Genomic DNA, 25,575 nt, shown 5'->3' with positions numbered 1-25,575 from the left:
CGGCGGTCGGGTTGCTCTACTCTTGTGCGCACCGCAGCAGCGCGTCGCAGAGGAATATACGTGAGCGAAGGGACATCGCAGGTGGCAACCGCCACCGACCGCTTTGCCGCCGCCCATGCTGCGCTCAAGGCCGATCCTGCGGTGCAGTTCACGCTCCAGCGCGCGCCGCCGCCGCCCCAGCCGCCCGAATGGCTGGTCCAGCTCGGCAAATGGCTCGGCAAGCTGTTCGAGCCCGTCGGGCGCGCATTGCTGTGGATCGGTTCCCGCATGCCGCATTGGCCTTACGCGCGGATCCTGTTGTGGGGCGTGCTGGGGCTGGTCGCGATCGCGATACTGTGGGCGGTGTATACCCGTATCCGGCATGGCGAATGGCGCTGGCCGCGCTTCGTGCGGCGGCGTCCGACCGTGTCGCAGCCGATCGATGAAGCCTGGGCACCCGACGAAGCGCCGGTCCACGAATGGCTGCGCGAGGCCGATCTGCTTGCGGCGGAAGGGCGCTACGCCGAGGCGGTGCATCATCTGTTGCGCCGCTCGATCGACGATATCGCCCGACGCCGCCCGCAGCTCGTCCGCCCGGCGCTGACAAGCCGCGAATTGAGCGCCTCCAGCGCGATCCCGTTTTCGGCGCGCGACCTGTTCGCCGGGATCGCGCGGCTGGTCGAGCGAAGCCTGTTCGGCGGGCGCCCGGTCGATGCGTCGGACTGGACGCAGGCGCGCGCCGCCTATCGCGACTTCGCGCTGCCGGGATCATGGCGCGGATGAGCGATGTCACGGTCAGCGGGGCAAGTGGAGCGAATGCGTTCAGCGTGCGGACCGTCGCGATCCTGCTCGCGGTCGGCATCTTCGCGTTCATCGCGATGCTCGTGCTCGGCGCCTATGCGCCCGATCTGCGCTCGGGCCGCGACGGGCGCGCGCACGCGCTGTCGAACGCCGCGGTCGGCTATAGCGGGATCGTGCGGCTCGCCGAGGCGACGGGGCGCAATCCGCAGATCGTTCGCAATCCGCGGCAGTTGGCGGGTGAGGATCTCGTCGTGTTGACCCCCGAAACCGGCGCGACCGACATGACCAAGGCGCTGGCCGCGCGCGGGGCCAAGCCGACGCTCGTCATCCTGCCGAAATGGCGCACGTCGGTCGATCCGACGCATTCTGGCTGGGCGCGCTTCGTCGATTTCCGGGATGTGGACGATGTCGAGCGCGTCCTCGCGCCGCAATACATGCTCAAGGTCACGCGCTACGCGAGCGGCGGGCGCCCGCTGCGCGCGCTGTCGTGGATGCCGCGCAGCATCGCGTTTGCCGCGCCGCGCCCGGTGCAGACGATCACCGGCCTCGACGTGCGTCCGATCCTGACCGACGCCGACGGGCATGTCGTGCTGGGCCAGATCGGTGGTGGGCCGCTCTATGTGCTCGCCGATCCCGATCTGTTGTCGAACATCGGCATGCGCGACCCAGCGCAGGCGCGTGCGGCGCTCGAGTTGCTCGACTGGCTGAATGCGACCGGCGCGAAGACGATCACCTTCGACGTCACGCTCAACGGCTTCGGCGCATCGCCGAGCCCGCTCAAGCTGCTGTTCGATCCGCCGTTCCTCGCGATGACGCTGACGCTGGCGGCGGCGGTGCTGCTCGCAGGCGTTCAGGCGACCGCGCGCTTCGGCCCGGCGCGGCGGCGCGCGCGCGCGATCGCGTTCGGCAAGACCGCGCTGATCGACAATGCCGCAGCGCTCGTCCGCAAGGCCGGACGGCAGGGGCGGCTGGGCCCGCGCTATGTCGATCTGGTGCGCGAGCGCGCCGGCGGCGTGTTCGGCGTGCCCGCGCGGCTGCAGGGCGCGGCGGTCGACGGCTATCTCGACGGCCTGAGGGGGCGGGCGCGTTTCAGCGCGTTGGCGGCAGAGGCACAGGCGGCGCGCGATCCGCGCGCGATGCTCGCGGCGGCGCAAGCGCTGCATCATTGGTTATGGGAGAAGACGCGGTGACATTCGAAACGGTCGAAGACGTGGCGGCGCTCGGCGTGGCGATTCGCGACGAAATCGGCAAGGCGGTGGTCGGGCAGGAGCAGACCGTCGAGATCCTCCTCGTCGCGCTGTTCGCGGGCGGGCACGTGCTGCTCGAAGGCCCGCCGGGAACCGCCAAGACGCTGCTCGCGCGGAGCTTCGCAAGGGTGGTCGGGCTCGATTACGGGCGGATCCAATTCACGCCCGATCTGATGCCGGGCGACATCATCGGCGCGAACCTGTTCAACTTCCAGACGAGCAGCTTTACGCTGACGCGCGGGCCGATCTTTACCGATCTGCTGCTGGCCGACGAGATCAACCGCACCCCGCCCAAGACGCAGGCGGCGCTGCTCGAGGCGATGCAGGAGCGCACCGTGACGATCGATGGGCAAAGCCTGTCGCTCGGCGAACGCTTCATGGTTGTCGCGACGCAGAATCCGATCGAGCAGCAGGGGGTGTATCCGCTGCCCGAGGCGCAGCTCGATCGCTTCCTGTTCAAGCAGACCGTCGATTATCCGAGTGCCGCCGAGGAGCGCCGGATCATCGCCGCGCATGGCAGCGCCGCGCACGCGATGGAGCCGGCGGAATGGGGCGTCGCGCAGGTGTCCGACGCGGGCGTGATCGGTGCGGCGGTCGCGGTGGTCGGGCAAGTGCGGCTCGCCGACGAGGTGATCGACTACATCACTGCGCTGATCCGGGGTACGCGCGACGTCGCCGATCTGGAGAGCGGTGCGTCGCCGCGTGCGGGCGCGATGCTGGCGGGCGCGGCGCGGGCGCGGGCAGCGCTCGACGGTCGCGATTTCGTGATCCCCGACGATGTGAAGGCGCTTGCGCCGGCGTTGCTGCGGCACCGGCTGATCCTGTCGCCGGCGGCCGAGATCGACGGGCGCGCGATCGAGGATGTCGTGAGCCACATCATCGATACGATCGAAGCGCCGCGGTGATTCTGCGCGCTCCCCCCATCCGCCGTCACCCCCGCGAAGGCGGGGGTCTCGCTTCTTCTCCGACGGTGGGAAGAAGCGGGATCCCCGCGTTCGCGGGGATGACGGGGGCGGGCGTGGTGCGCGTGCAGCGGCCAATCGCGCAGTGATCTACCCCACGCGCACCGCCGTCCTGGCCGCAGCAGCTGGCGCGCCGGTGGCCTTGCTGATCGCGGTGGCGCTCCCCGGTCGCTGGTATGTCGGGCTCGCCTGGCCGATCGCGGTGCTGCTGCTCACCGCGTTCGATGCTTTCAGCGCGCACCGCACCGCGACCGCCAGCCTTTCGGTCCCGACGACCGCGCCGGTCGGCGCGATGGTCGATGCGACGATCCGCGTTGCGATTGCCGGGGGGCGGCCGCCGCGCAGTGCAGAGGTAGCGCTCGATGGCGGACCGTTGCTCGCGCTCGAGAATGATGGGCGGCTGTGGCTCACGCTGCACGACGGGCGCGGCGAAGCGCTGCTCCCGCTCACCACGCTGCGGCGTGGCACCGCGCGAGTCGACCGACTGTGGCTGCGGTGGCGCGGGGCCTTCGGCCTCGCGTGGCAACAGCGGATCCTCCCCGCCGACGTCACGCTGCCGATCCTCCCCGACATCCGCGCGCTCCACGACCGCGGCGCGCAGATCTTCCAGCGTCACGCGCTGTCCGGCCTGCTCGCGCAGATCGACCGCGGCGACGGCACCGATTTCGATGCGCTGGTCGAGTTCCGCTCGGGGATGGACCGCCGGTCGATCGACTGGAAACAGTCGGCGCGCCAGACCAAGCTCCACGCCAAGGAGTATCGCAGCGAGCGCAACAACCAGATCGTCTTCGCGATCGATGCCGGGCGGCAGATGTCCGAGCCTGTCGCCGGCCTGCCGCGCGTCGATCGCGCGGTGTCGGCGATGCTGCTCACCGCGTGGATCGCGTTGAAACTCGGCGACCGCGTCGCGCTCCACGCGTTCGATTCGCGGCCACGGATCGCGAGCGGGCTGGTCTCGGGAATGCCCGCCTTCGCCAATCTCCAGCGGCTTGCGGCCGCGATCGATTATAGCGGCGAGGAAACCAACTACAGTTTCGCGCTGACCACGCTCGCCGCAAAGCTGACGCGGCGCTCGATGATCGTGCTGTTCACCGAATTCACCGATCTGACCTCGGCCGACTTTCTGGTCCGGGCGGCGGCCCGGCTGCTCAAGGGGCATTTGCTGCTCGTCGTCGTGCTGCGCGACGAGGAGGTCGAGCGTCTCGTCGATGCGGCCCCGACGAACGCCGACGACGTAACGCGCGCCGTCACCGCCGCGGCGTTGCTGCGCGATCGCAAGCTGGTGCTCACGCGGCTCCAGCATCTCGGCGTGCATGTGATCGAAAGCGCGCATGACCGCGTCGGCGAGGAGCTGGTCGCGGGCTATGTCGCGCTGAAACGCAGGAACCTGCTCTGATGGCCACCGCTTTCCTCACCGCGCAACCCGCCACGGTCAACGCCAGCCGCTTCCGCGCGGCGCACGACGCCGACTGGCAGCGGCTCGAAGCGCTGGTGACGCGGATCGAGAAACGCTCGATCAAGGCGCTGAGCGACGACGATTTGCTCGCTTTGCCCGTGCTGTACCGCACGGCCCTGTCCTCACTGTCGATCGCGCGCGAGACGTCGCTCGACCGCGCGTTGGTCACCTATCTCGAACAGCTGTGCACGCGCGCCTATTTCCAGCTGTACGGCGTGCCGACCTCGGCCGTGCGGCAATTGCGCGTCTTCTTCACGCACACATGGCCCGCGGCGGTCCGCGCGCTGTGGCGCGAGACGCTCGTCTCGCTGCTGCTGACGGTGGCGGGCGCGGTCGTCGGCTATCTGCTGGTGCGCTCCGATCCCGGCTGGTTCTTCGGGCTGGTCGGGCAGGGGATGGCGGGCGGGCGCGATCCGTCGGCCTCGGTCGAGACGTTGCGGGGCACGCTCTACGGCAAGCACAACGACATGCTGACGATCTTCGCCGCCTATCTCTTCACGCACAATGCGCAGATCGCGATCTTCTCGTTCGCGCTGGGCTTTGCCTTCGCGGTGCCGACGGCGCTGTTGATCGCATATAACGGGCTGATGCTCGGTGCGTTTTTAGCGGTGTTCGTGCCCAAGGGGCTCGGGTTCGGCTTTGCCGGCTGGATCGCGATCCACGGCACGACCGAACTGTTCGCGATCATCCTGTCGGGTGCGGCGGGGTTCCGCATCGGCACCGCGATCGCCTTTCCCGGGCGCGCGACGCGGGGCGACGCGGCGGTGCAGGCGGGCAAGACGGGCGCGACCGTGATGGGGGGTGCGGTGGTGATGCTGCTCGTCGCCGGGCTGCTCGAAGGGATCGGACGGCAGACGGTGACCAACGATCTCGCGCGCTATGCGATCGGCTCGGTGATGCTCGTCGGCTGGTTGCTCTATTTCTATCTGCCGAGGAGTCGCCGCGATGGCGTGGCTGCGGCGTAACGCGCGCAAGGCGCCGCTGTCGCTGCGGCGCAGCTTCGTTACGCCCGAGGGCGTCGATCTGCGGATCGAGCTCGGCAGCGCGGGCGAGCGCGCAGGCGCGTTCGTGATCGACCTGCTGGCGATCCTCGTCGTGCTGATCGTCGCGACGATCGCGATCGCGTATCTCGCTTGGGCGAGTCATCAAGGCGCGTTTGCGGTGCTGTGGCTGCTCGGCTTCTTCGTGCTGCGCAACGGCTGGTTCGCGCTGTTCGAGCTGAGCGGGAGCGGGGCGACGCCGGGCAAGCGGCTGGTCGGCCTGCGCGTCGTCGCGCGCGACGGGGCGCGGCTGACCGGCGGCGCGGTGATCGCGCGCAACGCGATGCGCGAGATCGAGCTGTTTCTGCCGCTGAGCTTCCTCGGCAGCCAGGCGGTGCATGGCTGGGCCGACAGCGCGCTGACGCTGTTCGCATTGGGCTGGAGCGGCATCTTCCTGTTCTTCCCGCTGTTCAACCGCGACCGGCTGCGCGTCGGCGATCTGCTCGCGGGGACGTGGGTCGTGCACACGGTGCGCGGGAAGCTCGGGTCGGATCTGGTGGTGCCGGTCGAGCGCGAGCGGCGCGTGTTCAGCGAGGCGGCGCTCGGGCTGTACGGCGTGTACGAGCTGCAGATGCTCGAGGAAGTGCTGCGCGGCGGGAGCGAAGAGGCGATCGTCACCGTCGCCGCGACGATCCGGCGCAAGGCGGGGCTGCCCGACGACCACGACGATCGCGGCTTCCTGACCGATTATTACGCGGCGCTGTGCGGGCGGCTGGAGCGCGGGCTGCTCGTCGGGCGACGGCGGGCGGACAAGTTCGCGTGATCCCCCATCCTTCGTCACCCCGGACTTGTTCCGGGGTCCACCGGGATACGCGTGCTGCCGCGGAAGCGCGCGCGGAACGGTGGGCCCCGGCACAAGGCCGGGGTGAGGGTGGGGAGGCGTGTCTGTTGAACCCCTATCCAGGCGCATAGCATGCCCCGTAACCGCTATTATTCAGGCCCGCCGAGCGACCATTTCGACGGCGTGCGCTTCTTCAACCCTGGCCAGCCGCCAAGCGATGCCGGGCTCGGCGCGGTGCTGCGCTGGAAGCTCGCGAACGGCGCAGCGCGCTGGCCGGCGTCGGTGCCGGTGGTCCCGGCCAAGCCCGTCGCGCGGCACGACGGCTTGCGCGTCACGATGGTCGGCCACGCGTCGCTGCTGATCCAGGCGGCGGGGGTCAATATCCTGACCGACCCGGTGTGGTCGGAACGCGCGAGCCCCTTCTCCTTCCTCGGCCCCAAGCGAGTCACCGCGCCGGGGATCGCGTTCGAGGATCTGCCGCCGATCCACATCGTGCTGCTCAGCCACTGCCATTACGACCATCTCGATCTCGCCACGCTGCGCCGGCTCCACGCCGCGCACGCGCCGCTGATGGCGATGCCGCTCGGAAACGACGCGATCATCCGCGCGGCGATCCCCGAGGCACGTTGCGTCGTCGGCGACTGGTGGGACAGCCTGGCACTGGCTGAGGGCTTCACGACGACGCTGACCCCCGCGCGGCACTGGGCGAATCGCTGGCCGACCGACGTGCGCATGGCGCTGTGGGCCGGACACTATCTTCAGACGCCGGTGGGGACGGTGTGGTTCGTCGGCGACACGGGCTATGGCGACGGCGCGATCTTTCGCAGCGTCCGCGAGCGGCTCGGCGCGCCCGACGTCGCGCTGATCCCGATCGGTGCGTACGAACCACGCTGGTTCATGGCCGAGCAGCATGTCGATCCGGCGGAAGCCGTGCGAATTTTCGAGGATGTGGATGCGGGGCAGGCGCTCGGCATCCATTGGGGCACGTTCCAACTCACCGACGAAGCGCGCGATGCGCCGCGGTTGGCGCTGGGCGCGGAGCTGTCGGCGGCGGGGATCGCGGCATCGCGCTTCGTCGCGGCGGAACCGGGCGGGGAGTACGACATGGATCGAGGGGCGAGCGGCGCGGCCGCCTGAGGCGTTGGCGCGCCCGGAGGGAGTCGAACCCCCGACCGAGGAGGTAGAAGCTCCTTGCTCTATCCAACTGAGCTACGGGCGCGCACTGGCTGTGCCATTAGCGCGGATTGCGTGCGCGCGAAACCGGCTTCATAGCTTGGGTCGATCAGGGAGCGAAACGACATGGATGGTTTGAAAACGATCACCGCGGAGCAGACGCGCGGTCGCGAATTCCGCTATTTCGATTTCGTCATGGTCGCCTTCGTCGTCGTCCTGTTGCTGTCGAACGTCGTCGGCGCGGGGAAACGCTCGGTGATCGACTTGCCGTGGATCGGGCCCTGGCCGTTCGGCGCAGGAATCCTGTTCTTCCCGGTCAGCTATGTGATCGGCGACATCCTGACCGAGGTGTACGGCTATGCCCGCGCGCGGCGCTGCGTGTGGGCGGGGTTCGGCGCGCTGATCTTCCTCGCGCTGATGGAGCAGATCGTCGTCGCTTTGCCGCCGGCGGCGGCGTGGAACGGGCAAGCGGCGTACGAATATGTCTTCGGTCGCTCGATCTTCGTCGATCCCGCCGCGGCGACCGGCTTGCGCATCATCCTCGCCTCGGTGACCGCCTTCTGGGTCGGCGAATTCGCCAACAGTTTCGTGCTCGCCAAGCTCAAGATCCTGACCGAGGGCCGGATGCTGTGGACGCGGACGATCGGTTCGACCGTCGTGGCGCAGGGGTTCGACAGCCTGATCTTCTACCCGCTCGCCTTCTACGGCGCGCCCGATTGGCCGGTCGAGGCGATGCTCGCGGTGATGGTCAGCCAGTTCTTGTTGAAGGTGTCGTGGGAGGTGCTGCTGACGCCGTTCACCTATCTCGTGGTGAACTTCCTCAAGCGCGGCGAGGGGGTCGACGTATACGACCGCGGGACCGACTTCTCGCCGTTCCGCGCGCGGGTCTGAGGGGCTGCGTCGCTCGGCGAGCGCGTCGACCCCAAATCCCGACCTCCAAACCCCGTTCGCCCTGAGCCTGTCGAAGGGCTGTTCTTGTTTCCACGCTCGAAAGAAAGAAAAGTGCTTCGACACGCTCAGCACGAACGGGGTTAGGGTAGCGCAGTACCCGCAGGGATCGCGACCGGCACGGCCTCCGTTATCGCACCCGTCTCAGGCCCCGACCGCCTCGAACAGGCCCTCGAACATCCGCCGGCCGTCGTCGCCGCCATGCGCCGCGGTTTCGATCCGGCGCTCGGGGTGCGGCATCAGGCCGAGCACGTTGCCCGCCGGGCTCAGCACGCCGGCGATGCCGCGCGCCGAGCCGTTGACCGGCCCCGCATAGCGGAACGCGACACGGCCTTCGCCCTCGAGCCGGTCGAGCGTTTCCGCGTCGGCCGAGTAATTGCCGTCGTGATGCGCGACCGGATAGACGATCTGCTCGCCCGCGGCGTAGCGGCTGGTGAAGACGCTCTGGCTGGTGCCGACCGTCAGCGCGACGTCGCGGCAGACGAAGTCGAGCCCGGCATTGCGCATCAGCGCGCCCGGCAGCAGGCCCGCCTCGGTCAGGATCTGGAAGCCGTTGCAAATGCCGAGCACGGGCACGCCGCGCCCCGCCGCGTCGCTCACCGCGCGCATGATCGGCGATCGCGCGCCGATCGCGCCCGAGCGGAGATAGTCGCCGTACGAAAAGCCGCCGGGAATCGCGATGAGGCCGACGCCGTCGGGCAGTTCGGTCTCGGCGTGCCACACCATCGTCGGCGCGGTGCCGCCGACCTGCTCAAGCGCGGTCGCGATATCGCGGTCGCAGTTCGAGCCGGGGAAGACGAGGACTGCGGTCTTCATACGCGCTCGACCCGATAGTTTTCGATGACGGTGTTGGCGAGCAGTTCGCGGCACATCGCATCGACGCGCTCGTCGGTGGTGTCGTCGGCGACGTCGAGTTCGATCAGCTTGCCCGCGCGGACATCGTTGACGCCGGCGAAACCGAGAGTGCCGAGCGCCTTGTGGATCGCGCGGCCCTGCGGATCGAGCACGCCGGGCTTCAGCGTGACGAAAATGCGGAGCTTCATGGGGCTTGTCCTGGCTACGACGGTTGAGCGCGCAAGCCTATGGCGACCCGCGGCCCGTGTCGCAAGCTTTACGCGCGCGGCTCACTCGGCCTTGGGTACGGCAGGCGCGCCGCCGAACCAGTGTGGCAGGCCGATCGTCGTCGCGATGCCGTAGCGGGCGAGCGCGGGCTTGGGCCAGGGGCCGGTCAGATAGAGCGGCGCGAAGCCGCCATCATCCTTTCCTGCGAGCAAGGCGCGGACATGCGCGTCGCCGAGCCAGCGTTCGTCGCCGGTGAAGGCGCGGCGCAACGCGACGGCATGGACTCGGCCGGACACTAGGATCTGGTGATAGTCGAACGAATTGCGCAGCTCGCCGGTCGTGTCGGCCATCCAGGCGGTGGCAAAATAGGTCGGGATCCATTCCGCCGCGTTGGGGGCGGGGAAGATCACCATCCGCGCGGGCTCGCTCGGCCCGACGCGAATGGGTTCGAGCCGGATCGTCAGCGCGAGCAGTACGGGGGCTAGCGCGATCAGCAGGATCGGGCGGCGGCGCGCGTCGAGCAGGAAGCGCAGCGCGAACAGGCCGAACAGCGGCAACACCCATTTGAAATAGTGCAGATTGTTGAAGCGCCACAGGCCGGTCGGCAGCAGATCGACATACGCCAGCATCAGCACGCCGTAGATCACCCCCGCAGCAACGACGGTGAGCGTCACGGGCCGTCGCGCAGGCGGCGTCGCGAGGCACGCCGCGATCAGCCCCGCGCCGCCGAGCAGCAGCCACGGCGCATATTCGAGCAACCCCATCCCCTCGCCGAACCAGCCGCGCGGGTCGACGAGCACGACATACGCCTTCCAGCCGAGCCAGGCGAAGGTGAAGCCGTATTGCGCCGAATAGAGCATGTAGGGGCTGGGCGCGGCGCCATAGATTGCGATGTAGAGCGTGGCGAGGAGCGCAAAGGCGATCGCGAAGCTGCCGATTGCGATACCAGCGGCGCGCCCGTCGCGCGCACGGTAGAGCGCTGCCGCCGCCGAGAGCGCGATGATCGCGCCGATGATCGCATCGCCGGGCCGAGCGAACGGGATCAGCCCGAGCGTGATGCCGATGATGCTCGCGGGCCAGCGGGATGTGGTGGTGGCGCTGCCCGCTTCTCCTGCACCCCGGCGAAGGCCGCGGCCCAGGAGCGCTCGGGCCGTAGGCTCGGGCAGCGCTTCGTTAGCCGCTGCATCGCGACTGGGCCCCGGCTTTCGCCGGGGTACGGACATGCGCGGATTCGCCCACAGTTGCGCCATCGCGCCGAGCGCGAGCCACAGCAAGGCCGCCGAGGGTGTCGTCGTCCAGGGCTCGATCCAAAGCTTGGCGATGCCGAATTGGGCGAGCGTCGTCGCGGCGAACAGCAGTGCCGCCCCCGCGCCGGGCACGCCGAATGCGCGCGCAACGCTCCTGAACCCGGCGAAGGCGAGCAGATAGCAGGCGAGATCGACGAGGAAGAAGGGCTGGCTCGGCCACGCCTGCAGGAACGGCATGCCCAGCAGCGGATAGAGCAGCGGATAATAATGGACGGCGGGGTCGAAGTTCCCCGCCGCCAGCGCGCTCGCCGAGCGCACGTACAACGCCTGGTCCTGCCAGTCGTGCCAGTAGAGCAAAGAAGGGTCGCGCAGGCCGGGAAGCCCGACCACGCGCCACACCGTCAGCAGATACGCCAGCGCGAGCGCCGCGAACGGCCAGGCCGCCCGCGCCAGCGCTCGCGCTTGCATTGGGGCTTACTTGCCCTTGTTCAAACGATGCTGCTCGAGATCGAGCACCGCACCGTCGGTCTCCTCGGTCAGCAGGCCGAGCCGGCGCGCGACTTCCTGATAGGCCTCGACCTCACCGCCGAGATCGCGACGGAAACGATCCTTGTCGAGCTTCTCGTTGGTCGTCATGTCCCACAAACGGCAGCCATCGGGGCTGATCTCGTCGGCGAGCAGGATGCGGGGATAGTCGTTATCCCACACGCGCCCGAATTCGAGCTTGAAGTCGACGAGACGGATGCCGATCCCGGCGAACAGACCGCACAGGAAATCGTTGATGCGGATCGCGAGGTCGGCGATGTCGTGCATCTCCTCCTGGCCCGCCCAGCCGAACGCGGCGATATGCTCGTCGGTGATCATCGGATCGCCGAGCGCATCGTCCTTGTAATAATATTCGATGATCGTGCGCGGCAGCTGCGTGCCTTCTTCGATCCCGAGGCGAGTCGAGATCGAGCCCGCCGCGACGTTGCGCACGACGACTTCGATCGGGATGATCTCGACCTGGCGGATCAACTGCTCGCGCATGTTGAGCCGGCGGATGAAGTGCGTCGGCACGCCGATCAGCCCGAGCAACGTGAAGATGTGCTCGGAAATCCGGTTGTTGAGCACGCCCTTGCCGCTGATCGTGCCCTTTTTCTGGGCGTTGAAAGCGGTGGCGTCATCCTTGAAATATTGGATCAGCGTACCCGGCTCGGGACCCTCGTAAAGGATCTTGGCCTTGCCTTCGTAGATCTGGCGGCGGCGTGCCATGTGCGCGGAAACCCTTAAATGAAGCGGCCCCGGCAACGCGATCGCGGGCCGGGGCGGGAAGAGCAGCGGCTATACCGGATGCATGCCGGGGGTGCAATCAGCTTGGCGCGGGCGTCAAGTGACCGCGTTGCGCGTGGCGAACGCCGGATCGGCGTAGCTGCCGTCGCCGAGGATTTCGCCGAGTATCGCGCCCGCGCGGACCACGTCTTCGAAGCCGAGATACAGCGGCGTCAGCCCAAAGCGCAGGATGTCGGGATCGCGGAAATCGCCGATCACGCCGCGCGCGATCAACGCTTGGCACAGCGCATAGGCTTGCGGGTGGCGGAAGCTGATATGGCTGCCGCGCGCGCTCGGGTCGGCGGGTGACACGCATTCGAGGCCGAGGTTTGCCCCGATCGCGGCGAGCGCGTCGAACAGGGCGGCGCTCTTGGTGGCGACCTGCTGCTGGTCGACGTCGCGCCACAGGTCGATCCCGGCCTCGAGCCCGGCCATCGCCAGCATCGAGGGGGTTCCGGCGAGCCAGCGCTTGATGCCGGGGGCGGGGCTGTAGGCGTCGCCGAACGCGAACGGCGCGGCATGGCCCATCCAGCCCGAGAGCGGGCTGGCGAGCTGCTCCTGCAACCGGCGCGAGACGAACAGGAAGGCCGGCGCGCCGGGGCCGCCGTTGAGATATTTGTAGCCGCAGCCGATCGCGAGATCGGCGCCGGCGCCATTGAGATCGAGCGGGATTGCGCCGACGCTGTGGCTTAGGTCCCAGAGCGCGAGGGCGCCAGCGTCGTGCGCGCGGGTGGTCCAGGCCGCCATGTCGAATCGCTCGGCGGTCTTGTAGTGGACGTGGGTGAGCATCAGCAGCGCAGTATCGCCGTCGATCGCTCTGGCGAGATCGACACGTGCGACCGCGTTGAGGCGCGCGCCGGGGACGCAGCCCGCCGCGCCCTCGGCGATGTGGAGGTCGGTCGGGAAATTGCCCGTCTCGCTGACGATCGTCGTGCGGGGCGCCGCGTGGCGGAGTGCGGCGACGAGCAGCTTGAACAGGTTGACCGAGGTCGAATCGGCGACGATCACTTCGTCGGGCTCGGCGCCGATCAGCGCGGCGATCTTGCCGCCGATGCGCTGCGGCGCGTCGATCCAGCCTTCGTTCCAACTGCGGATCAGCCGCTCGCCCCATTGTCGCTCCGCCATGTCGGCGAGTGCGGGCGCGGTGGCGCGGGGGAGCGGGCCGAGCGAGTTGCCGTCGAGGTAGATCACACCTGCGGGGAGCGCGAAGCGGTCGCGATAGGCGCGGAGGGGGTCGGCGGCGTCGAGCGCGCGGGCTTCGTCGCGGGTCATGCGGATGCCTTGGTGGAGAAGTTTTGTTTGACTGGGTTGCGCGAGGCGGAGCGCAACCGACTCCCCTCCCTGGAAGGGAGGGGTAGGGGGTGGGTCGGCCTAGGGCGGGTGCTGCCCGCGGCAACGGGCCGACCCACCCCCAGCCCAGCGTCGGGTCGGTCATGCCCCCGGCATGACCTGAACAGCGCGGGGCGCTGTTCACCCGACGCTCTTCCAGGGAAGGGAGGCGCGGTGCGGCGGCCGTTGCTCGAAATTGTAAAGGACAGCACGCTCACTTCTTCGGCCCCGCTGCGATAAGCGCCTTCGCTCGCGCCCAGGCCGCGCTCTCTGGCGCGATCAGTTCGACATGCCCCGTCCGCTCGACCAGATGCAGCGTCGCCGTGTCGCCCTTGGCCTGCGCCGCCGCGACATAGTCCGTTCCGAGTCGCACCGGGATGATCTTGTCCTCGCGCCCGTTGACCAGATCCTGCGGCACGCCGAGCGGTAGCAGCCGAGGGACCGAGGTGTCGGCATAGACATCCGCCCGCGCACCGGGCTTGCCGACGAGCTGAGCGACCACCTCGACGCCGCAGCCATTGTCGGGGCTCGCCGCAGTCGCCTCGAGATCGGGCAATCCACCGAGGCTGACGACACGCGCGATCTTCAGCGGGTGCGCCGTATACAGCGGACTTGTTGGCGCGATCCGCGACCGACCGGCGAGCCACAAAGCGAGATGGCCGCCCGCCGAATGCCCGACGACGACGATTCGCTTGGTATTGAGGTGATACTCCGCCGCATGCGTGCGCAGCGCATCAGCCGCCGCGCCCGCATCGAGGAAGGTCCCCGGATAGCCGCCGCCGCTCTTATCGACGCCGCGATATTCGACGTTCCACACCGCGATGCCGTCGCGCCGCAGATCGTCGGCGATCCAGTTCATCAGCCGGCGATCGGCGATGCTTGTCGTCCAGCAGCCGCCATGCACCATCACCACGACGGGATGCTTGCCAGCGCCGGCGGGCAGCCAGACGTCGACCTTCTGCAAGGCGTCGGGGCCATAATCGATCGTCGCATCGGGGGCGGGCTGGGGCCGCTTGGTCAGATCGGGCCAGGTCAGCAGCGCGGCGGGCGCAGGTGCGGCGGGAGCGGGGGGCGGGGTCTGGGACATGGAGGCTGTCGATACAGCGATCAGGGCGAGCGGGAGAAGACGCAGCATGCCCCCGCCTGTAAACGCCGTGCTGGCATCTCGCCACCAGCGAATAGCGCTGCTACCGCCGGAGGATGCCAACCGATGTGACCGATCCCTTCAACGCCATCGTCGACGCGCCGTTCGATAGCGCGCTGAGCGATCGCTACCTCGTCTATGCGCTTTCGACGATCACCGCGCGCTCGCTGCCCGATGTGCGCGACGGGATGAAGCCGGTGCACCGCCGCCTGCTATGGGCGATGCGCCAGCTGCGGATGGACCCGAGCACGCCGTACAAGAAATCGGCGCGCGTCGTCGGCGAGGTGATCGGCAAATATCACCCGCACGGCGATTCGTCGGTGTACGACGCGATGGTCCGCCTCGCGCAGGATTTCTCGGTGCGCTACCCGTTGGTCGAGGGTCAGGGCAATTTCGGCAATATCGACGGCGATGGCGCCGCCGCCTTCCGCTACACCGAGGCGCGGCTGACGCAGGTCGCGATGGACCTGATGGCGGGCCTCGACGAGGACGCGGTCAACTACAAGCCGACCTACAATAACGAAGAGCAGGAGCCCGAGCTCTTCCCCGGCGCCTTCCCCAACCTGCTCGCCAATGGCGCGGCGGGGATCGCGGTCGGCATGGCGACCAACATCCCGCCGCACAATGTCGCCGAGCTGTACGACGCGGCGATCATGCTGATCGACCAGCCCGAGGCTGACGATGCCGCGATGCTGCAGCATATCCAGGGGCCCGATTTCCCGACCGGCGGGCTCGTCGTCGATTCGCCCGCGGCGATCGCCGAGGCCTACGCGACCGGCCGCGGCGGCTTTCGGCTGCGCGCGCGCTGGAGCATCGAGAAGGAAAAAGGGGGCGGCTGGAACGCGATCATCACCGAGATCCCGTACGGCGTGCAGAAGGGCAAATTGATCGAGCAGATCGCCGCACTGATCAACGACAAGAAGCTGCCGATCCTCGCCGACGTCCGCGACGAATCGGATTCGGAAATCCGCGTCGTGATCGAACCGCGCAGCCGCTCGGTCGAGCCCGACATGCTGATGGAGAGCCTGTTCAAGATGACGGACCTCGAGGTCCGCTTCAGCATGAACCTCAATCTGCTCGACGCCGACCGCACGCCGCGCGTGATGAGCTTGCGCCAGGCGCTGCTCGCGTGGATCACGCACCAGTTCATCGTGCTCCAGCGCCGCACCGCGCATCGGCTCGACAAGATTCGCGACCGGATCGAGCTGCTCGACGGCTATATCATCGCCTATCTCAACCTCGACCGCGTGATCGAGATCATCCGCACCGAGGACGAACCCAAGCCAGTGATGATGGCCGAGTTCGAACTCAACGACCGCCAGGTCGAGGCGATCCTCAACATGCGGTTGCGCTCGCTCCGAAGGCTCGAGGAAATGGAGCTGCGCAAGGAGCGCGACGGGCTCGAGAACGAGCGCTCGGGGCTCGAGGCGCTGCTCGGCAGCGAAGCGCGGCAGCGCACGCGGCTCAAGAAGGATTTCGGCAAGCTGCGCGAGCGCTACGGCCCCGAGACCAAGCTCGGCCGCCGTCGGACCACCGTCGCCGAGGCGGCGCCGGCGCGCGACATCCCGTTGGAAGCGATGATCGAGCGCGAGCCGATCACCGTGATCCTGTCGCAGCGTGGCTGGATTCGCGCGATGAAGGGGCATCTCGATGCCGCCGGGGTTGCCGCCGTGAAGTTCAAGGATGGCGACGCCGCGGCGTTCGATTTCACCGCGCAGACCACCGACAAGATCATGATCGCCGCCGAGAACGGCCGCTTCTACACGCTCGCGGCCGATCGCCTGCCGGGCGGGCGCGGTTTCGGCGAGCCGGTGCGGTTGATGATCGACCTCGATGGCGATGTCGACATCGTCGAGATCTTCCGCGCGAGCCTTGCCGAAAGGCTGCTCGTCGCGGCGACCGACGGGCGCGGCTTCCTCGTGCGCACCGCCGACATCATCGCCGAGACGCGCAAGGGCAAGACCGTCGTCACGCCGCGACTCGGCGCCAAGCTCAAGCTCGTCCGCCCGGTCGATCCGGCGCACGATTATGTCGCGGCGATCGGTGACAATCGCCGCTTGCTCGTCTTCCCGCTGAGCGAGCTTGCCGAGCTGTCGCGCGGGCAGGGGGTGCAGCTGATGCGCTTCCGCGATGGCGGCTTGTCGGATGCGATCACCTTCGTCTTTGCCGACGGACTGAGCTGGCCGATGGGGGGCGATACCGGCCGGACGCGCACCGAAACCGACCTCGCGCCGTGGCGCGCAGCGCGGGGCGCGGCGGGGCGGATGCCGCCCAACGGGTTCCCGCGCGACAATCGATTCTAGCGCGAACAACCGCTCCCATCTGTTTGCAAAGCATCGGATTTCTGGCGGAAATCGGGGAAAATCGTTTCGACTAAGAGGGATGTTAACGAATCGACCCTATCGCCAGGACTATGGCGCCGAAGTCCAATCCCGTGCTGACGCATGCGACCCCTCCGATGCCCTCGGCGGCGCTGGAGGCCTATCCGACATCGGTGGCGATGGCGGCTCGGATGATCGACCTCTTGCCGATCCCCGCGGCGATGGTCGCGCTCGGCGACTCGGGGGTGACGGTTCAGATCGCCAACCGCGCGTATGAAATTGCCGGCCTCGGCATGAACGACCGGCGGCGTTCGCTGATCGCGCAGATCGAGCCGCAGATCGTCGCGTTCATCGAGGGCGATACGCTGCGCACCGAATTCTCGGTCGAGTTCGGCGACAAGGTCGATTGCCATTATTACCAGGCAACGCTCGCACGGCTCGAACGCAACCCACTGCAGCGCTGCATGCTCGCGTTGGTCGACCAGACCGCCGAATTGCGCACCGAACACAATCTGCGGCGTGAGATGCTCACCGACAGTCTGACCGGGCTGCCCAACCGTGCCGGGTTCAGCGATCGGCTCGAAATGTTGCTCGAAGAACCGACCGAGCGTGCGAATTACGCCGTGTTGGTGATCGATCTCGATCGCTTCAGCCGCGTCAACGCCTGTCTCGGATCGATGGCGGGGGACGAACTGCTCATCACCGTCGCGCGTCGGCTCAAGGGCGCCTTGCGCGCACAGGATGTGCTCGCACGCACCGGCGGCGACGAATTCGGCATCCTGCTCACGCTCGAGGACGGGGTCGGCGATGCCGAGCGCGTCGCGCGGCGAATCCAGGGCGCGCTGTCGACGCCGTTCCGCCTCTCCGACTTCGAGATTCGCGTCGCCTGCTCGATCGGCATTTCGTTTGGCGCGGCGGCGATCGAAGATGGCGAGGAATTGATCCGCCACGCGCAATTCGCGGTCAAGCGTTCGAAGGCGACGGGCAAGACCGAAGCCTATCAGACGCAGGCGTTCGACATCGCGCGCGAACAGTTCGGCATGGAAACCGCGCTGCGCCGCGCGATCGAGCGCGGCCAGATGCGGCTGACCTATCAGCCGATTCGCGACCTTTCGACTGGGCAGCTCGTCGCGTTCGAATCGCTCGCGCGCTGGCGCGATGAGAACGGCGTGGAATATTCGCCCAACGATTTCATCCCGGTCGCCGAGGAATCGGGGCTGATCGTGCCGCTCGGGCGCTGGGCGATCCAGGAAGCCGCCGCGACGCTCGCGCAGTGGGATGCGCGCTGTGGCGGCCATTGCGGCGTGCGACTCGCGGTCAATCTCTCGGCGATCCAGCTGCAGCGCGATACCATCGCCCCCGTCGTCGAGGCTGCGCTCTCGGCTTACGGGCTCGAGGGCTCGCGCTTCACGCTCGAGCTGACCGAAAGTGCGTTGGTCACCGATCCCGACCGAATCGCCGGGATCATGCATGCCTTGAAGCGACTCGGCACGACGATCGCGATGGACGATTTCGGGACGGGCTATTCGAACCTCGCCTATCTCCAGAAGCTGCCGATCGACATTCTCAAGATCGATCGCAGCTTCGTCAGTGGGATGCTCGCCGATCGCGACAAGATCGCGATCGTCCGTGCGGTCCTGTCGCTGGCGCAAGCGCTCGGCATGAAGACGACGGCCGAGGGAATCGAGACCAACGAACTCGCGCAGACGCTGGCGGCGCTGGGCTGCACTTACGGCCAGGGCTACCTCTACGCGCGGCCGCTCGAGGCCGAGGCGGCTTATGCGATGCTGGTCGAGGACCGCCACTGAGCGACGGCTTCGTCGGCGATCGCGTTCGCGCGCGCGGCGTCGGGGAAGGTTTCTGCCACCCACCGATCCTCGATCTGCTTGAGCAAGCGCGCGACGTCGGGCCCCTTGTTGACGCCGCGCTGGACGAGCGCCCCTCCGGTCAGCGGGAAGCGCGGAATCTCCCAGGCGACGATCTCGCGTGCGCCGCGCACCGCGTCCGCCGCATCCTCGACGGTCAGCAGCCAGCGGTCGAGCGCGCCGTCGCGCCCCAGCCGATAGGCGAGCGGATGGGGCGAGTCGGTCGGATCGGTCAGCGCCGAGACGATCCGCTTGCGCTGCGCGTTCGACAGTTTGAGCCGTGCACCGACGTTTTCGCCGATCACGGGGTCGCGCGGCAGCACTGCCGCGAGGCGGCGGAGCGGATCGGGCGCGAGTTCGGCGTGCATCTCGGCCGCAGCGACACGGGCGAGGCGGCTTACCCCAGAATCGTCGATCTCGGGCAGCACCGGCAGCAGGATGCCGCGCGCGATCATCAGCGCAAGCGTCGCGACGGCGTTGGGCGCGACGAGCAGCTTGAGGAATTCCGCCGAGATCCGTTCGCGCGACAGCGCCATCAGATCGTTGGCGCGCTGCGTGCAGGCGTCGAGCCCCGCCGCATCGGGGGCGTCACCAAAGCGCGCATGGAAGCGGAAGAAGCGCAGGATGCGCAAATGATCCTCGGCGATGCGCTGCAACGGATCGCCGATGAAGCGCACGCGCCGCGCCGCGAGATCGTCGAGCCCGCCGAAATAGTCGAAGATCTCGCCGCTCGCCGGATCGGCATAGAGCGCGTTGATCGTGAAATCGCGCCGCGCCGCATCCTCGCGCCAATCGTCGGTGAAGGCGACCGTCGCGTGGCGGCCGTCGGTCGCGGTGTCGCGGCGCAGCGTCGTCACTTCGATCGGCGCGCCATCGGCGAGGACTGCGGTGATCGTGCCATGCGCGAGCCCCGTCGGAACCGCCTTGATCCGCGCCCGAGCGAGCAGGTCGATCACGTCTTCAGGGGTATGGCGCGTCGCCAGATCGACATCGGCGACGTCGATTCCGAGCAGCGTGTCGCGCACCGCGCCACCGACATAGCGCGTCTCGCCGCGCGCGGCACCGAGCACGTCGCACAGCTCCGGCAGACCCGGCCGCGTCCGCCACGCGGCGGCGGGAAGGATCAGCCGTTCCATCGCAGCCGGCGCGACAGATTGACGATCATCGCCGCAGTCGCGCCCCAGATGCGGTGGCCATCCCAATGGATCTCGTAATAATGCCGGTTGCGCCCCTGCCACTCGACGCTGGCTTCGGTGTGGTTGCCCGAATCGAGCAGGAAGCCGAGCGGGACTTCGAACACTTCGGCCACTTCGGCGATCGCCGGGGTGAACACCAGATCGGGCGGCACGACGCCGATCACCGGCGTCACCTCGAAGCCGGTGACGGTACGATAGCGGTCGGCCTCGCCGACGATCGTCACACGGTCACGCGGCAGCGCAATCTCTTCCTCGGCTTCGCGCAAGGCGGCAGCGATCGCATCGGCATCGCCCGAATCGACGCGGCCGCCAGGGAAGGCGACTTGTCCGGCATGGCGCGACAGCGTGTCGGTGCGAAGCGTCAGGATCACGCCAGGTTCGGCGCGATCGGTCACTGGGATCAGCACCGCGGCCTGGGCGAGCGGGCTCGCGATGGACTCGACATCGACATGGTCGCCGGTCAGCAGCACGGTGTCGGCGTGGCCGATCGCCATCGCCTGGCGAAGCCGTTCGACCAGCGTCATGCCGCGGGCTCCAGCGCGAAGAACGCGCCGCCGCTCCACACGCCGGGCGGGGTCTCGCCGCCATCGATCGCGCGCTGCGCGAGTTCGTAATAGACCGTCCGCGCCACGACCGCGTCGAGTTCGCCGCGGACGCGCAGATAGGGGCGGGGGCCGTCGTCGCGCGGTTCGAAGCGCAGCGGATGATCGGCATCGGCGGTGACGAGGTCGCCGGTGTTGAGCCGGAAGGTCAGCATCGCGGCACGCCCTTCGCCCGATGCTTTCAGCTCGACCGCGACGAACGGCGCGTCCTCGACGTCAATGTCGAGCTTCTCGACCGGGGTGACGAGCACATAGCCGCCATCGGGCTCGCGCCGCAGGATCGTCGAGAACAGCCGCACCATCGCCTGGCGTCCGATCGGCGATCCCTGGTGGAACCACGTCCCGTCGCGCGCGATGCGCATTTCGCTGTCGCCGCAATGCGTCGGGTTCCAGCGCTCGACCGGGGGCAGCTTCTGCTCTTCGGCAAGGCGGGCAATGTCGGCGAGCGACAAAGCGGAAAGGTCGGGGATCGGCTCCATGGGCATGAAGGCGCGGTAGGACAGGCGCGCCGCCTCGTAAAGCCGCGTCGCGTCAGACCAAGGCTGCCACGCGCGGTCCGAGCAGGCCGGCGCCGGTCGGAACGTTCGCGCCGCGGGCGAGCAGGCGATGCCGCTCGACCGGGCCGGGCACGCGCCACGCGGCTGTGCGCGCTGCGTCGAAGCCGAAGAAGCGGCTGTAATATTCGGGGTCGCCGATTAGCGTCAGCGCATCGTCGAGCCCCGCGGCTTCGGCCGCCGCCAGCGCCCGCGCAGTCAGCATGCGGCCGATGCCGCCTTGCTGGCGGTCGGGCGCGACCGCGACGGGGCCGACTTGCACCATCGCGACGTCGCCGCCGTCGTCTCCGGCGAAGCGAATCGGCCAGCACTGGATCGTGCCGATCAACGCGCCGTTCTCGACTGCGGCGAGGCTCAGCGCGGGGATCGCGGCCATGCCTTCGCGGATTCGGTATGCCGTTCGGCCATGGCGGTCGGTCCCGAAGGCACGGTCGAGCAACGCCTCGACGGCGTCGGGCGCGACAGCGGCAATCGGCAAGACCTCGATCACGGGCGTTGATCCTTCATGGCCGCATGGCAGCACGCGGGCCGCGCGCTTTACCCCCGATCAGCCCCAACGCAAGCGTCATCGTAGGGCAAAGGTTCCTCACACGGCGACTTCTGCTATGGGGCGCGGCGATACGACCAGGATTGGGATCGATTTGACCGACCGTTTGACGCTCAACGTGCACGACCTCGAAGTGATGGTGCTGACCGGCATCTATTCGGAGGAGACGCATTTGCCGCAGCCGCTGCGGATCTCGCTGACGGTCGATCTGGCGGTGCCCGATCGCTTCGATCCCGAGACGCCGCTGGCCGCCTCGAAGAACTATCTCGACCTCAAGCACGCGGCGACGACCGCGCTGCCGACGGGCGTACATTTCAAGCTGGTCGAGGCGGTGGCAGACCATATTTGCGAGACGCTGTTCCTGCAGGACAGCCGGGTCACGCGCGTCGAGGTGTCGATCGTCAAGCTCGCCATCGCCGAGGCGGGCGAGTCGATCGGCATTACCCTGGTGCGGAACCGGCGGTGAGGGCGGCGCTCGCGGCGGCGCTCGGCACGCGGTCGGCGCTGGTTTTCGGGGATGATCGCGACGCGGTCGCTGCAGTGCGTACGGTGCCGCGCGAATCCGGGATGATCTTGCTGGTGATCGACGCGCGCGTTGCAGCGCTCGATCGCGCCATGCTGCTGGCGGCGGTTACACCGCTCGCGGTCGAACTTGCGCCGCACACGCGCCTTGCCGCGCTCGATGTGGCGGCGGATGCGAACTGCGACGCCGTGGTCGCTGCGGCCGACTATCTCGTCAGCGCACATTCGACGACGGGGCAGGTGCTCGAGGTTCGCTAAGGTGTCGCTTCGGCCTTGCGCCCGGGGGGGTTTCTAGCGTCGCCCCCCGCGCTCGCACGCGCCGAGCTCGCGGACGACCAGCGCATAATCTTCGCGCGCGATCGTCGCATCGTCGCCGCTTTGCGGGACCGAGGTGTCGGGCAGCGTGGCGGGCAGGGTGCAGGCGAGGCGGTACCACAAGAGCGTATCGCGCGCCGGTGGTGGGGCAGATTGGTCGACCACTTCGCTGAGCGCGATCACCCAATGCGGCGGCTGATCGGGTTTGCGCTCGATATCGAACGAGATCGGACGGCTGTCGCTGGTCGTAAGGAAGATCTGCGTCTGGCCCGAGCCGGGCAGATCGCCGCGCGTATGGACGGCATTGCCGATGCCGGTCACCGTTGGCGGCGCGTCGGGGGCGAGCACTTCGCGGACGATTCGGCGGGTGAGCCCGTCGCCCGTCGGGGTCCAGCTGCGCTGCCCGTCGGGCCGGACGAGCTGGACCTGGCCAGCGTTGCTTGCGACACTGCGCGCGAACAACAGCACCCGCGCCTTGCGATAGCGCGGGACTCGCCCATGGGCATCGAGCGGGACGTCGAGCGTGTAGCCGAGCCGCGGCGGAACGGCGGTGGTGCCGCGAATCAGCGCGGTGACGTCGGCCTCGACGTACAGTCGCACGATATTCGGTGGGAGGTCCGGCGCATCGGCAGGCTTAAGCCGAAGCTGGCTGCGGATCGTCGCATCGACGATCACCGGCGCCGCGACGACGAGGTCGGCATAGTCGGCATAGTATAACGCCGGAATCGCGACATCTGTCGGATTTGCACGGGTTTGCTGCCCTGCGGCGAGGGTTGCGGGCAGGCCGAGCAGGGCGGCTGCGAGAGCGAATTTAAGCGGTATCGGCATGCTGCTGGATTAGCTGGTCACGACATTTTTAAACAGAAATAATTCTGCCACGGTGAGGTTGTACGTTTGTTGCGTGAGACAAAGCGTTTGCGTCGTGGTTTTTGGCACGATAGAGGTTGTAGTCTGTCCAGGATACACTAGCCCATGACAGGCCGGATAACGAGCGGACGTTACGGATCGGCTTGGACCGTCGTGCCGGAATAGAGGAGTTTCGTTTCTGAATGGCATACGCTGATCGCAATACGAGTGGCAGCAAAGTGGTGTCGATCGTGATCGTTTCGGTCATTGTCGCGCTGTTCGCGTGGGGTTTCGTGAACGGGCTGACCTTCAAGTACATCAAAAAGGTGACCGAGAAGCTTAACACCTTCGACGTCGTCGAACCGCCGCCCCCTCCACCAGACAAGCCGCCCCCCCCGCCGCCCGAACAGCCGCAGCTGCAGACCCCACCGGTCGTGTCGCCGCCGCCGATCGTGCGCGTCCAGTCGCCGCCGCCGCCGATCGCTACGGTCGTCACGCCGCCGCCGGCTGCGCCGATCACGGTTCGCGCCGCAGCGCCTGCTCCTGTCCCGGTCGCGGCACCCCCCGCACCCGTGGTCAGCAAGGCCGCGGGCCCCAAGGGCGATCCGTCGCAGTGGGTGACCACCGACGATTATCCTTCCGACGCGCTGAGCGCAGAGGCGCAGGGTACCAGCAAGATCAAGTGGGAAATCAATACCGCTGGTCGTGTTGAGAACTGCGTCGTCGTCGCATCCAGCGGCAACTCGTCGCTCGATCGCGCGGCCTGCTCGAACATCACGCGTCGCGGGCGGTATTCGCCGGCGATGGACCAGAGCGGCAACCCCATCCGTTCCGCGTCGTCGCGCAACGTCGTGTGGCGCTTGCCAGAATAAAACCAATCCTAGCTGTGCGGGCCCGGGAAGGGGCCCCACGGTCATCTTGTCGAGAAGGAAGTCCCCCTAATGTCCACCATCATCCTCGCTGCCGGTGCCAACGCCGCAGACAATTTCGGCTTCATGAACGCGATGAAGCAGGGCGGCCCCGTCACCTGGACGACCGCTGGCATCCTCACGATCTTCCTGTTCTTCACGCTCTACATCTTGTTCACCAAGATCTTCGAGCAGCAGAAGATCATCAACCAGGGCCGTCGCGTCCGTGCGACCTTCTGGGCGTCGAACTCGCTGCGCGAAGGCGCTGCCAAGCTCGAGAAGAACTCGGCCTACAAGCAGATCGTCGACGACGGCATCGAAGCCCAGGAGCAGCATTCGCGTCTGACCGATCCGGTCGAAGCGCATGACTGGCTGCACGGCTCGCTCGCTCGCTCGGAAGCGATCATCAACTCGCAGCTCGGTGGCGGTCTCGCCTTCCTCGCAACGGTCGGCGCAACCGCACCGTTCGTCGGTCTGTTCGGTACGGTTCTTGGTATTTACCGCGCACTGATCGGCATCGGCCAGGCTGGCCAGGCATCGATCGACAAGGTCGCAGGCCCGGTCGGTGAGTCGCTGATCATGACCGCCTTCGGTCTGGTCGTCGCGGTTCCGGCCGTGCTCGCCTTCAACTGGCTGCAGCGTCGCAACAAGGCGATCGCCGAGCACCTCTCGGCCTTCTCGAACGACGTGCTCGGCTACCTTGCATCGAACGGTGCGGTTCGTCCGCATGCACCGGGCAAGAAGGCTCCGGTTGCTGCAGCGAAGCCCGCTGTGACGACCACGACGGCTGGCCAGGCCGGCGGCGTGCAGACCCGCGTCTAAGACTACCGAACGGGGCCGCCGCTCGGCGGCCCCGCTTCCTTCGCCGCCCGGTATGTCGGGCGGCCTGACCGATACGAATAGGATGGCCTTTCATGGCGATTAGTACAGGTGGCGGCGGCGATGACGCCCCGATGTCCGACATCAATACGACGCCGCTCGTCGACGTCATGCTGGTGTTGCTCATCATCTTCCTCATCACGATCCCGGCGATCGTGCAGACCGTCAAGCTGAAGCTCCCGGACGTGCGCTACGATCCGACCGTGACCAAGCCCGAGAACGTGTCGCTCTCGATCACGCGCAAGCCAGACGGCAGCTGCGCGGTGTTCTGGGGCCAGACGCCGGTGACGCATGAGGAACTGCTCAAGCGTGCGACCGACAAGCTCAAGGAAATCGTCGACAAGGCCGGCGGCGCCGCGAACTTGACGACCGACGACCTTCCCGAGGCGCATATCCGCGGCGACGTCGAGACTCCGTATCGCTGCATTGGCGGTGCAATCTACACGATGCAGTCGGCAGGCTTCGCCAAGGTTGGCTTCATTTCGGAACCCCCTCCCACGGGCGGTCCGTCTTCGTGATCGCTGCTGCAGCAGCGCATTT

Annotated in this window: 26 protein-coding genes and 1 tRNA gene; 15 read left to right on the top strand and 12 right to left on the bottom strand. The window is 67.9% G+C overall.

Annotated features, from left to right (window positions below; all coding sequences use genetic code 11):
• Positions 1 to 60 precede the first annotated feature (60 nt).
• The 7 genes from IE187_RS05880 to IE187_RS05850 all read left to right on the top strand — a co-directional run bounded on the left by IE187_RS05880 (position 61) and on the right by IE187_RS05850 (position 7,403).
• Entirely contained in the window at positions 61 to 762 is a 702-nt protein-coding gene (locus IE187_RS05880) for a DUF4129 domain-containing protein (RefSeq protein ID WP_189675428.1), read from the top strand.
• On the top strand, positions 759 to 1,970 hold the full coding sequence (locus IE187_RS05875; protein WP_189675427.1) for a DUF4350 domain-containing protein: 1,212 nt from the start codon (positions 759 to 761) through the stop codon (positions 1,968 to 1,970). Before IE187_RS05880 ends, IE187_RS05875 begins: the two co-directional genes overlap by 4 nt.
• Positions 1,952 to 2,932 carry an AAA family ATPase gene (locus IE187_RS05870; RefSeq protein WP_189675426.1) on the top strand — a complete coding sequence of 327 codons (981 nt, stop codon included), beginning with the start codon at positions 1,952 to 1,954 and terminating at the stop codon, positions 2,930 to 2,932. Before IE187_RS05875 ends, IE187_RS05870 begins: the two co-directional genes overlap by 19 nt.
• A 142-nt stretch (positions 2,933 to 3,074) precedes the next feature.
• A complete protein-coding gene (locus tag IE187_RS05865; protein WP_189675425.1) occupies positions 3,075 to 4,385 on the top strand; it encodes a DUF58 domain-containing protein in 1,311 nt (436 codons plus the stop codon).
• On the top strand, positions 4,385 to 5,410 hold the full coding sequence (locus IE187_RS05860) for a stage II sporulation protein M (protein ID WP_189675424.1): 1,026 nt from the start codon (positions 4,385 to 4,387) through the stop codon (positions 5,408 to 5,410). The genes IE187_RS05865 and IE187_RS05860 overlap by 1 nt, the downstream gene beginning before the upstream one ends.
• The gene (locus IE187_RS05855; protein ID WP_189675423.1) at positions 5,391 to 6,248 is read left to right on the top strand and encodes an RDD family protein; all 858 of its coding nucleotides are present in this window, start codon (positions 5,391 to 5,393) and stop codon (positions 6,246 to 6,248) included. The genes IE187_RS05860 and IE187_RS05855 overlap by 20 nt, the downstream gene beginning before the upstream one ends.
• A gap of 150 nt (positions 6,249 to 6,398) precedes the next feature.
• Positions 6,399 to 7,403: an MBL fold metallo-hydrolase gene (locus tag IE187_RS05850; protein ID WP_189675422.1), complete on the top strand. Its 1,005-nt coding sequence runs from the start codon at positions 6,399 to 6,401 to the stop codon at positions 7,401 to 7,403.
• Between the two features lie 5 nt (positions 7,404 to 7,408).
• Here the strand turns inward: IE187_RS05850 and IE187_RS05845 are convergent.
• Positions 7,409 to 7,485 (bottom strand) — tRNA-Arg (locus IE187_RS05845).
• Between the two features lie 80 nt (positions 7,486 to 7,565).
• Here IE187_RS05845 and IE187_RS05840 point away from each other — a divergent pair.
• Positions 7,566 to 8,330: a queuosine precursor transporter gene (locus IE187_RS05840; protein WP_133189857.1), complete on the top strand. Its 765-nt coding sequence runs from the start codon at positions 7,566 to 7,568 to the stop codon at positions 8,328 to 8,330.
• A 201-nt stretch (positions 8,331 to 8,531) separates the two neighbouring features.
• Here IE187_RS05840 and purQ read toward each other — a convergent pair whose 3' ends face one another.
• The 6 genes from purQ to IE187_RS05810 form a co-directional block, all read right to left on the bottom strand.
• Positions 8,532 to 9,203 (bottom strand): phosphoribosylformylglycinamidine synthase subunit PurQ, encoded by a 672-nt coding sequence (purQ, locus tag IE187_RS05835; protein WP_189675421.1) that lies wholly within the window; start codon positions 9,201 to 9,203, stop codon positions 8,532 to 8,534.
• A complete protein-coding gene (gene purS, locus IE187_RS05830; RefSeq protein ID WP_010185224.1) occupies positions 9,200 to 9,430 on the bottom strand; it encodes a phosphoribosylformylglycinamidine synthase subunit PurS in 231 nt (76 codons plus the stop codon). The genes purQ and purS overlap by 4 nt, the downstream gene beginning before the upstream one ends.
• A gap of 81 nt (positions 9,431 to 9,511) precedes the next feature.
• Positions 9,512 to 11,164, bottom strand: a complete 1,653-nt coding sequence (locus IE187_RS05825) for a hypothetical protein (RefSeq protein WP_189675420.1) — start codon at positions 11,162 to 11,164, stop codon at positions 9,512 to 9,514.
• A gap of 6 nt (positions 11,165 to 11,170) precedes the next feature.
• Positions 11,171 to 11,950, bottom strand: a complete 780-nt coding sequence (gene purC / locus IE187_RS05820; RefSeq protein WP_133189851.1) for a phosphoribosylaminoimidazolesuccinocarboxamide synthase — start codon at positions 11,948 to 11,950, stop codon at positions 11,171 to 11,173.
• Between the two features lie 114 nt (positions 11,951 to 12,064).
• Positions 12,065 to 13,279, bottom strand: coding sequence for a kynureninase (gene kynU / locus IE187_RS05815; RefSeq protein WP_189675419.1), 1,215 nt, complete (start codon positions 13,277 to 13,279; stop codon positions 12,065 to 12,067).
• Between the two features lie 271 nt (positions 13,280 to 13,550).
• Positions 13,551 to 14,423 (bottom strand): alpha/beta hydrolase family protein, encoded by an 873-nt coding sequence (locus IE187_RS05810; protein WP_189675418.1) that lies wholly within the window; start codon positions 14,421 to 14,423, stop codon positions 13,551 to 13,553.
• 113 nt (positions 14,424 to 14,536) lie between these two features.
• On the opposite strand from IE187_RS05810, the gene parC reads away from it, so the two are divergent.
• Together parC and IE187_RS05800 are read left to right on the top strand one after the other, a co-directional pair.
• Positions 14,537 to 16,783 carry a DNA topoisomerase IV subunit A gene (parC, locus tag IE187_RS05805; protein WP_189675417.1) on the top strand — a complete coding sequence of 749 codons (2,247 nt, stop codon included), beginning with the start codon at positions 14,537 to 14,539 and terminating at the stop codon, positions 16,781 to 16,783.
• A 110-nt stretch (positions 16,784 to 16,893) separates the two neighbouring features.
• On the top strand, positions 16,894 to 18,609 hold the full coding sequence (locus IE187_RS05800; RefSeq protein WP_229839238.1) for a putative bifunctional diguanylate cyclase/phosphodiesterase: 1,716 nt from the start codon (positions 16,894 to 16,896) through the stop codon (positions 18,607 to 18,609).
• On the opposite strand, the gene IE187_RS05795 is transcribed toward IE187_RS05800, so the two are convergent.
• The 4 genes from IE187_RS05795 to IE187_RS05780 are packed head-to-tail and all read right to left on the bottom strand — an operon-like array spanning position 18,579 to position 21,508.
• Positions 18,579 to 19,802, bottom strand: a complete 1,224-nt coding sequence (locus IE187_RS05795) for a CCA tRNA nucleotidyltransferase (protein WP_189675416.1) — start codon at positions 19,800 to 19,802, stop codon at positions 18,579 to 18,581. The two genes, IE187_RS05800 and IE187_RS05795, sit on opposite strands and share 31 nt — an antisense overlap.
• A complete protein-coding gene (locus IE187_RS05790) occupies positions 19,790 to 20,386 on the bottom strand; it encodes a CoA pyrophosphatase (protein ID WP_189675415.1) in 597 nt (198 codons plus the stop codon). The genes IE187_RS05795 and IE187_RS05790 overlap by 13 nt, the downstream gene beginning before the upstream one ends.
• A complete protein-coding gene (locus IE187_RS05785; protein WP_133189841.1) occupies positions 20,383 to 20,949 on the bottom strand; it encodes a DUF1285 domain-containing protein in 567 nt (188 codons plus the stop codon). Before IE187_RS05785 ends, IE187_RS05790 begins: the two co-directional genes overlap by 4 nt.
• Positions 20,950 to 20,995: 46 nt before the next feature.
• Complete coding sequence (locus tag IE187_RS05780) at positions 20,996 to 21,508, bottom strand: GNAT family N-acetyltransferase (protein WP_189675414.1); 513 nt, start codon at positions 21,506 to 21,508, stop codon at positions 20,996 to 20,998.
• A gap of 151 nt (positions 21,509 to 21,659) precedes the next feature.
• Here IE187_RS05780 and IE187_RS05775 point away from each other — a divergent pair, with 151 nt between their 5' ends.
• Both IE187_RS05775 and IE187_RS05770 read left to right on the top strand, forming a co-directional pair.
• A complete protein-coding gene (locus IE187_RS05775; RefSeq protein WP_133189837.1) occupies positions 21,660 to 22,031 on the top strand; it encodes a dihydroneopterin aldolase in 372 nt (123 codons plus the stop codon).
• Positions 22,028 to 22,345 carry a Rossmann fold domain-containing protein gene (locus IE187_RS05770; RefSeq protein ID WP_189675412.1) on the top strand — a complete coding sequence of 106 codons (318 nt, stop codon included), beginning with the start codon at positions 22,028 to 22,030 and terminating at the stop codon, positions 22,343 to 22,345. The genes IE187_RS05775 and IE187_RS05770 overlap by 4 nt, the downstream gene beginning before the upstream one ends.
• Positions 22,346 to 22,378: 33 nt before the next feature.
• Here the strand turns inward: IE187_RS05770 and IE187_RS05765 are convergent, their stop codons facing one another.
• Complete coding sequence (locus IE187_RS05765; protein ID WP_133189833.1) at positions 22,379 to 23,230, bottom strand: hypothetical protein; 852 nt, start codon at positions 23,228 to 23,230, stop codon at positions 22,379 to 22,381.
• A 221-nt stretch (positions 23,231 to 23,451) separates the two neighbouring features.
• Between IE187_RS05765 and IE187_RS05760 the strand changes: the two genes are divergently transcribed.
• The 3 genes from IE187_RS05760 (at position 23,452) to IE187_RS05750 (ending at position 25,553) form a co-directional block, all read left to right on the top strand.
• On the top strand, positions 23,452 to 24,120 hold the full coding sequence (locus IE187_RS05760; RefSeq protein WP_189675411.1) for an energy transducer TonB: 669 nt from the start codon (positions 23,452 to 23,454) through the stop codon (positions 24,118 to 24,120).
• A 69-nt stretch (positions 24,121 to 24,189) separates the two neighbouring features.
• Positions 24,190 to 24,978: a MotA/TolQ/ExbB proton channel family protein gene (locus IE187_RS05755; protein ID WP_133189831.1), complete on the top strand. Its 789-nt coding sequence runs from the start codon at positions 24,190 to 24,192 to the stop codon at positions 24,976 to 24,978.
• Positions 24,979 to 25,070: 92 nt separating this feature from the next.
• Entirely contained in the window at positions 25,071 to 25,553 is a 483-nt protein-coding gene (locus tag IE187_RS05750) for an ExbD/TolR family protein (RefSeq protein WP_165954502.1), read from the top strand.
• Positions 25,554 to 25,575: the final 22 nt, after the last annotated feature.

Origin of the sequence: Sphingomonas glacialis (genome assembly GCF_014653575.1) — a bacterium.
Classification (GTDB): Bacteria; Pseudomonadota; Alphaproteobacteria; order Sphingomonadales; family Sphingomonadaceae; genus Sphingomonas; species Sphingomonas glacialis.
Note: the sequence above shows the minus strand (reverse complement) of the source record. Positions and strands in the feature narration are given on the sequence as shown.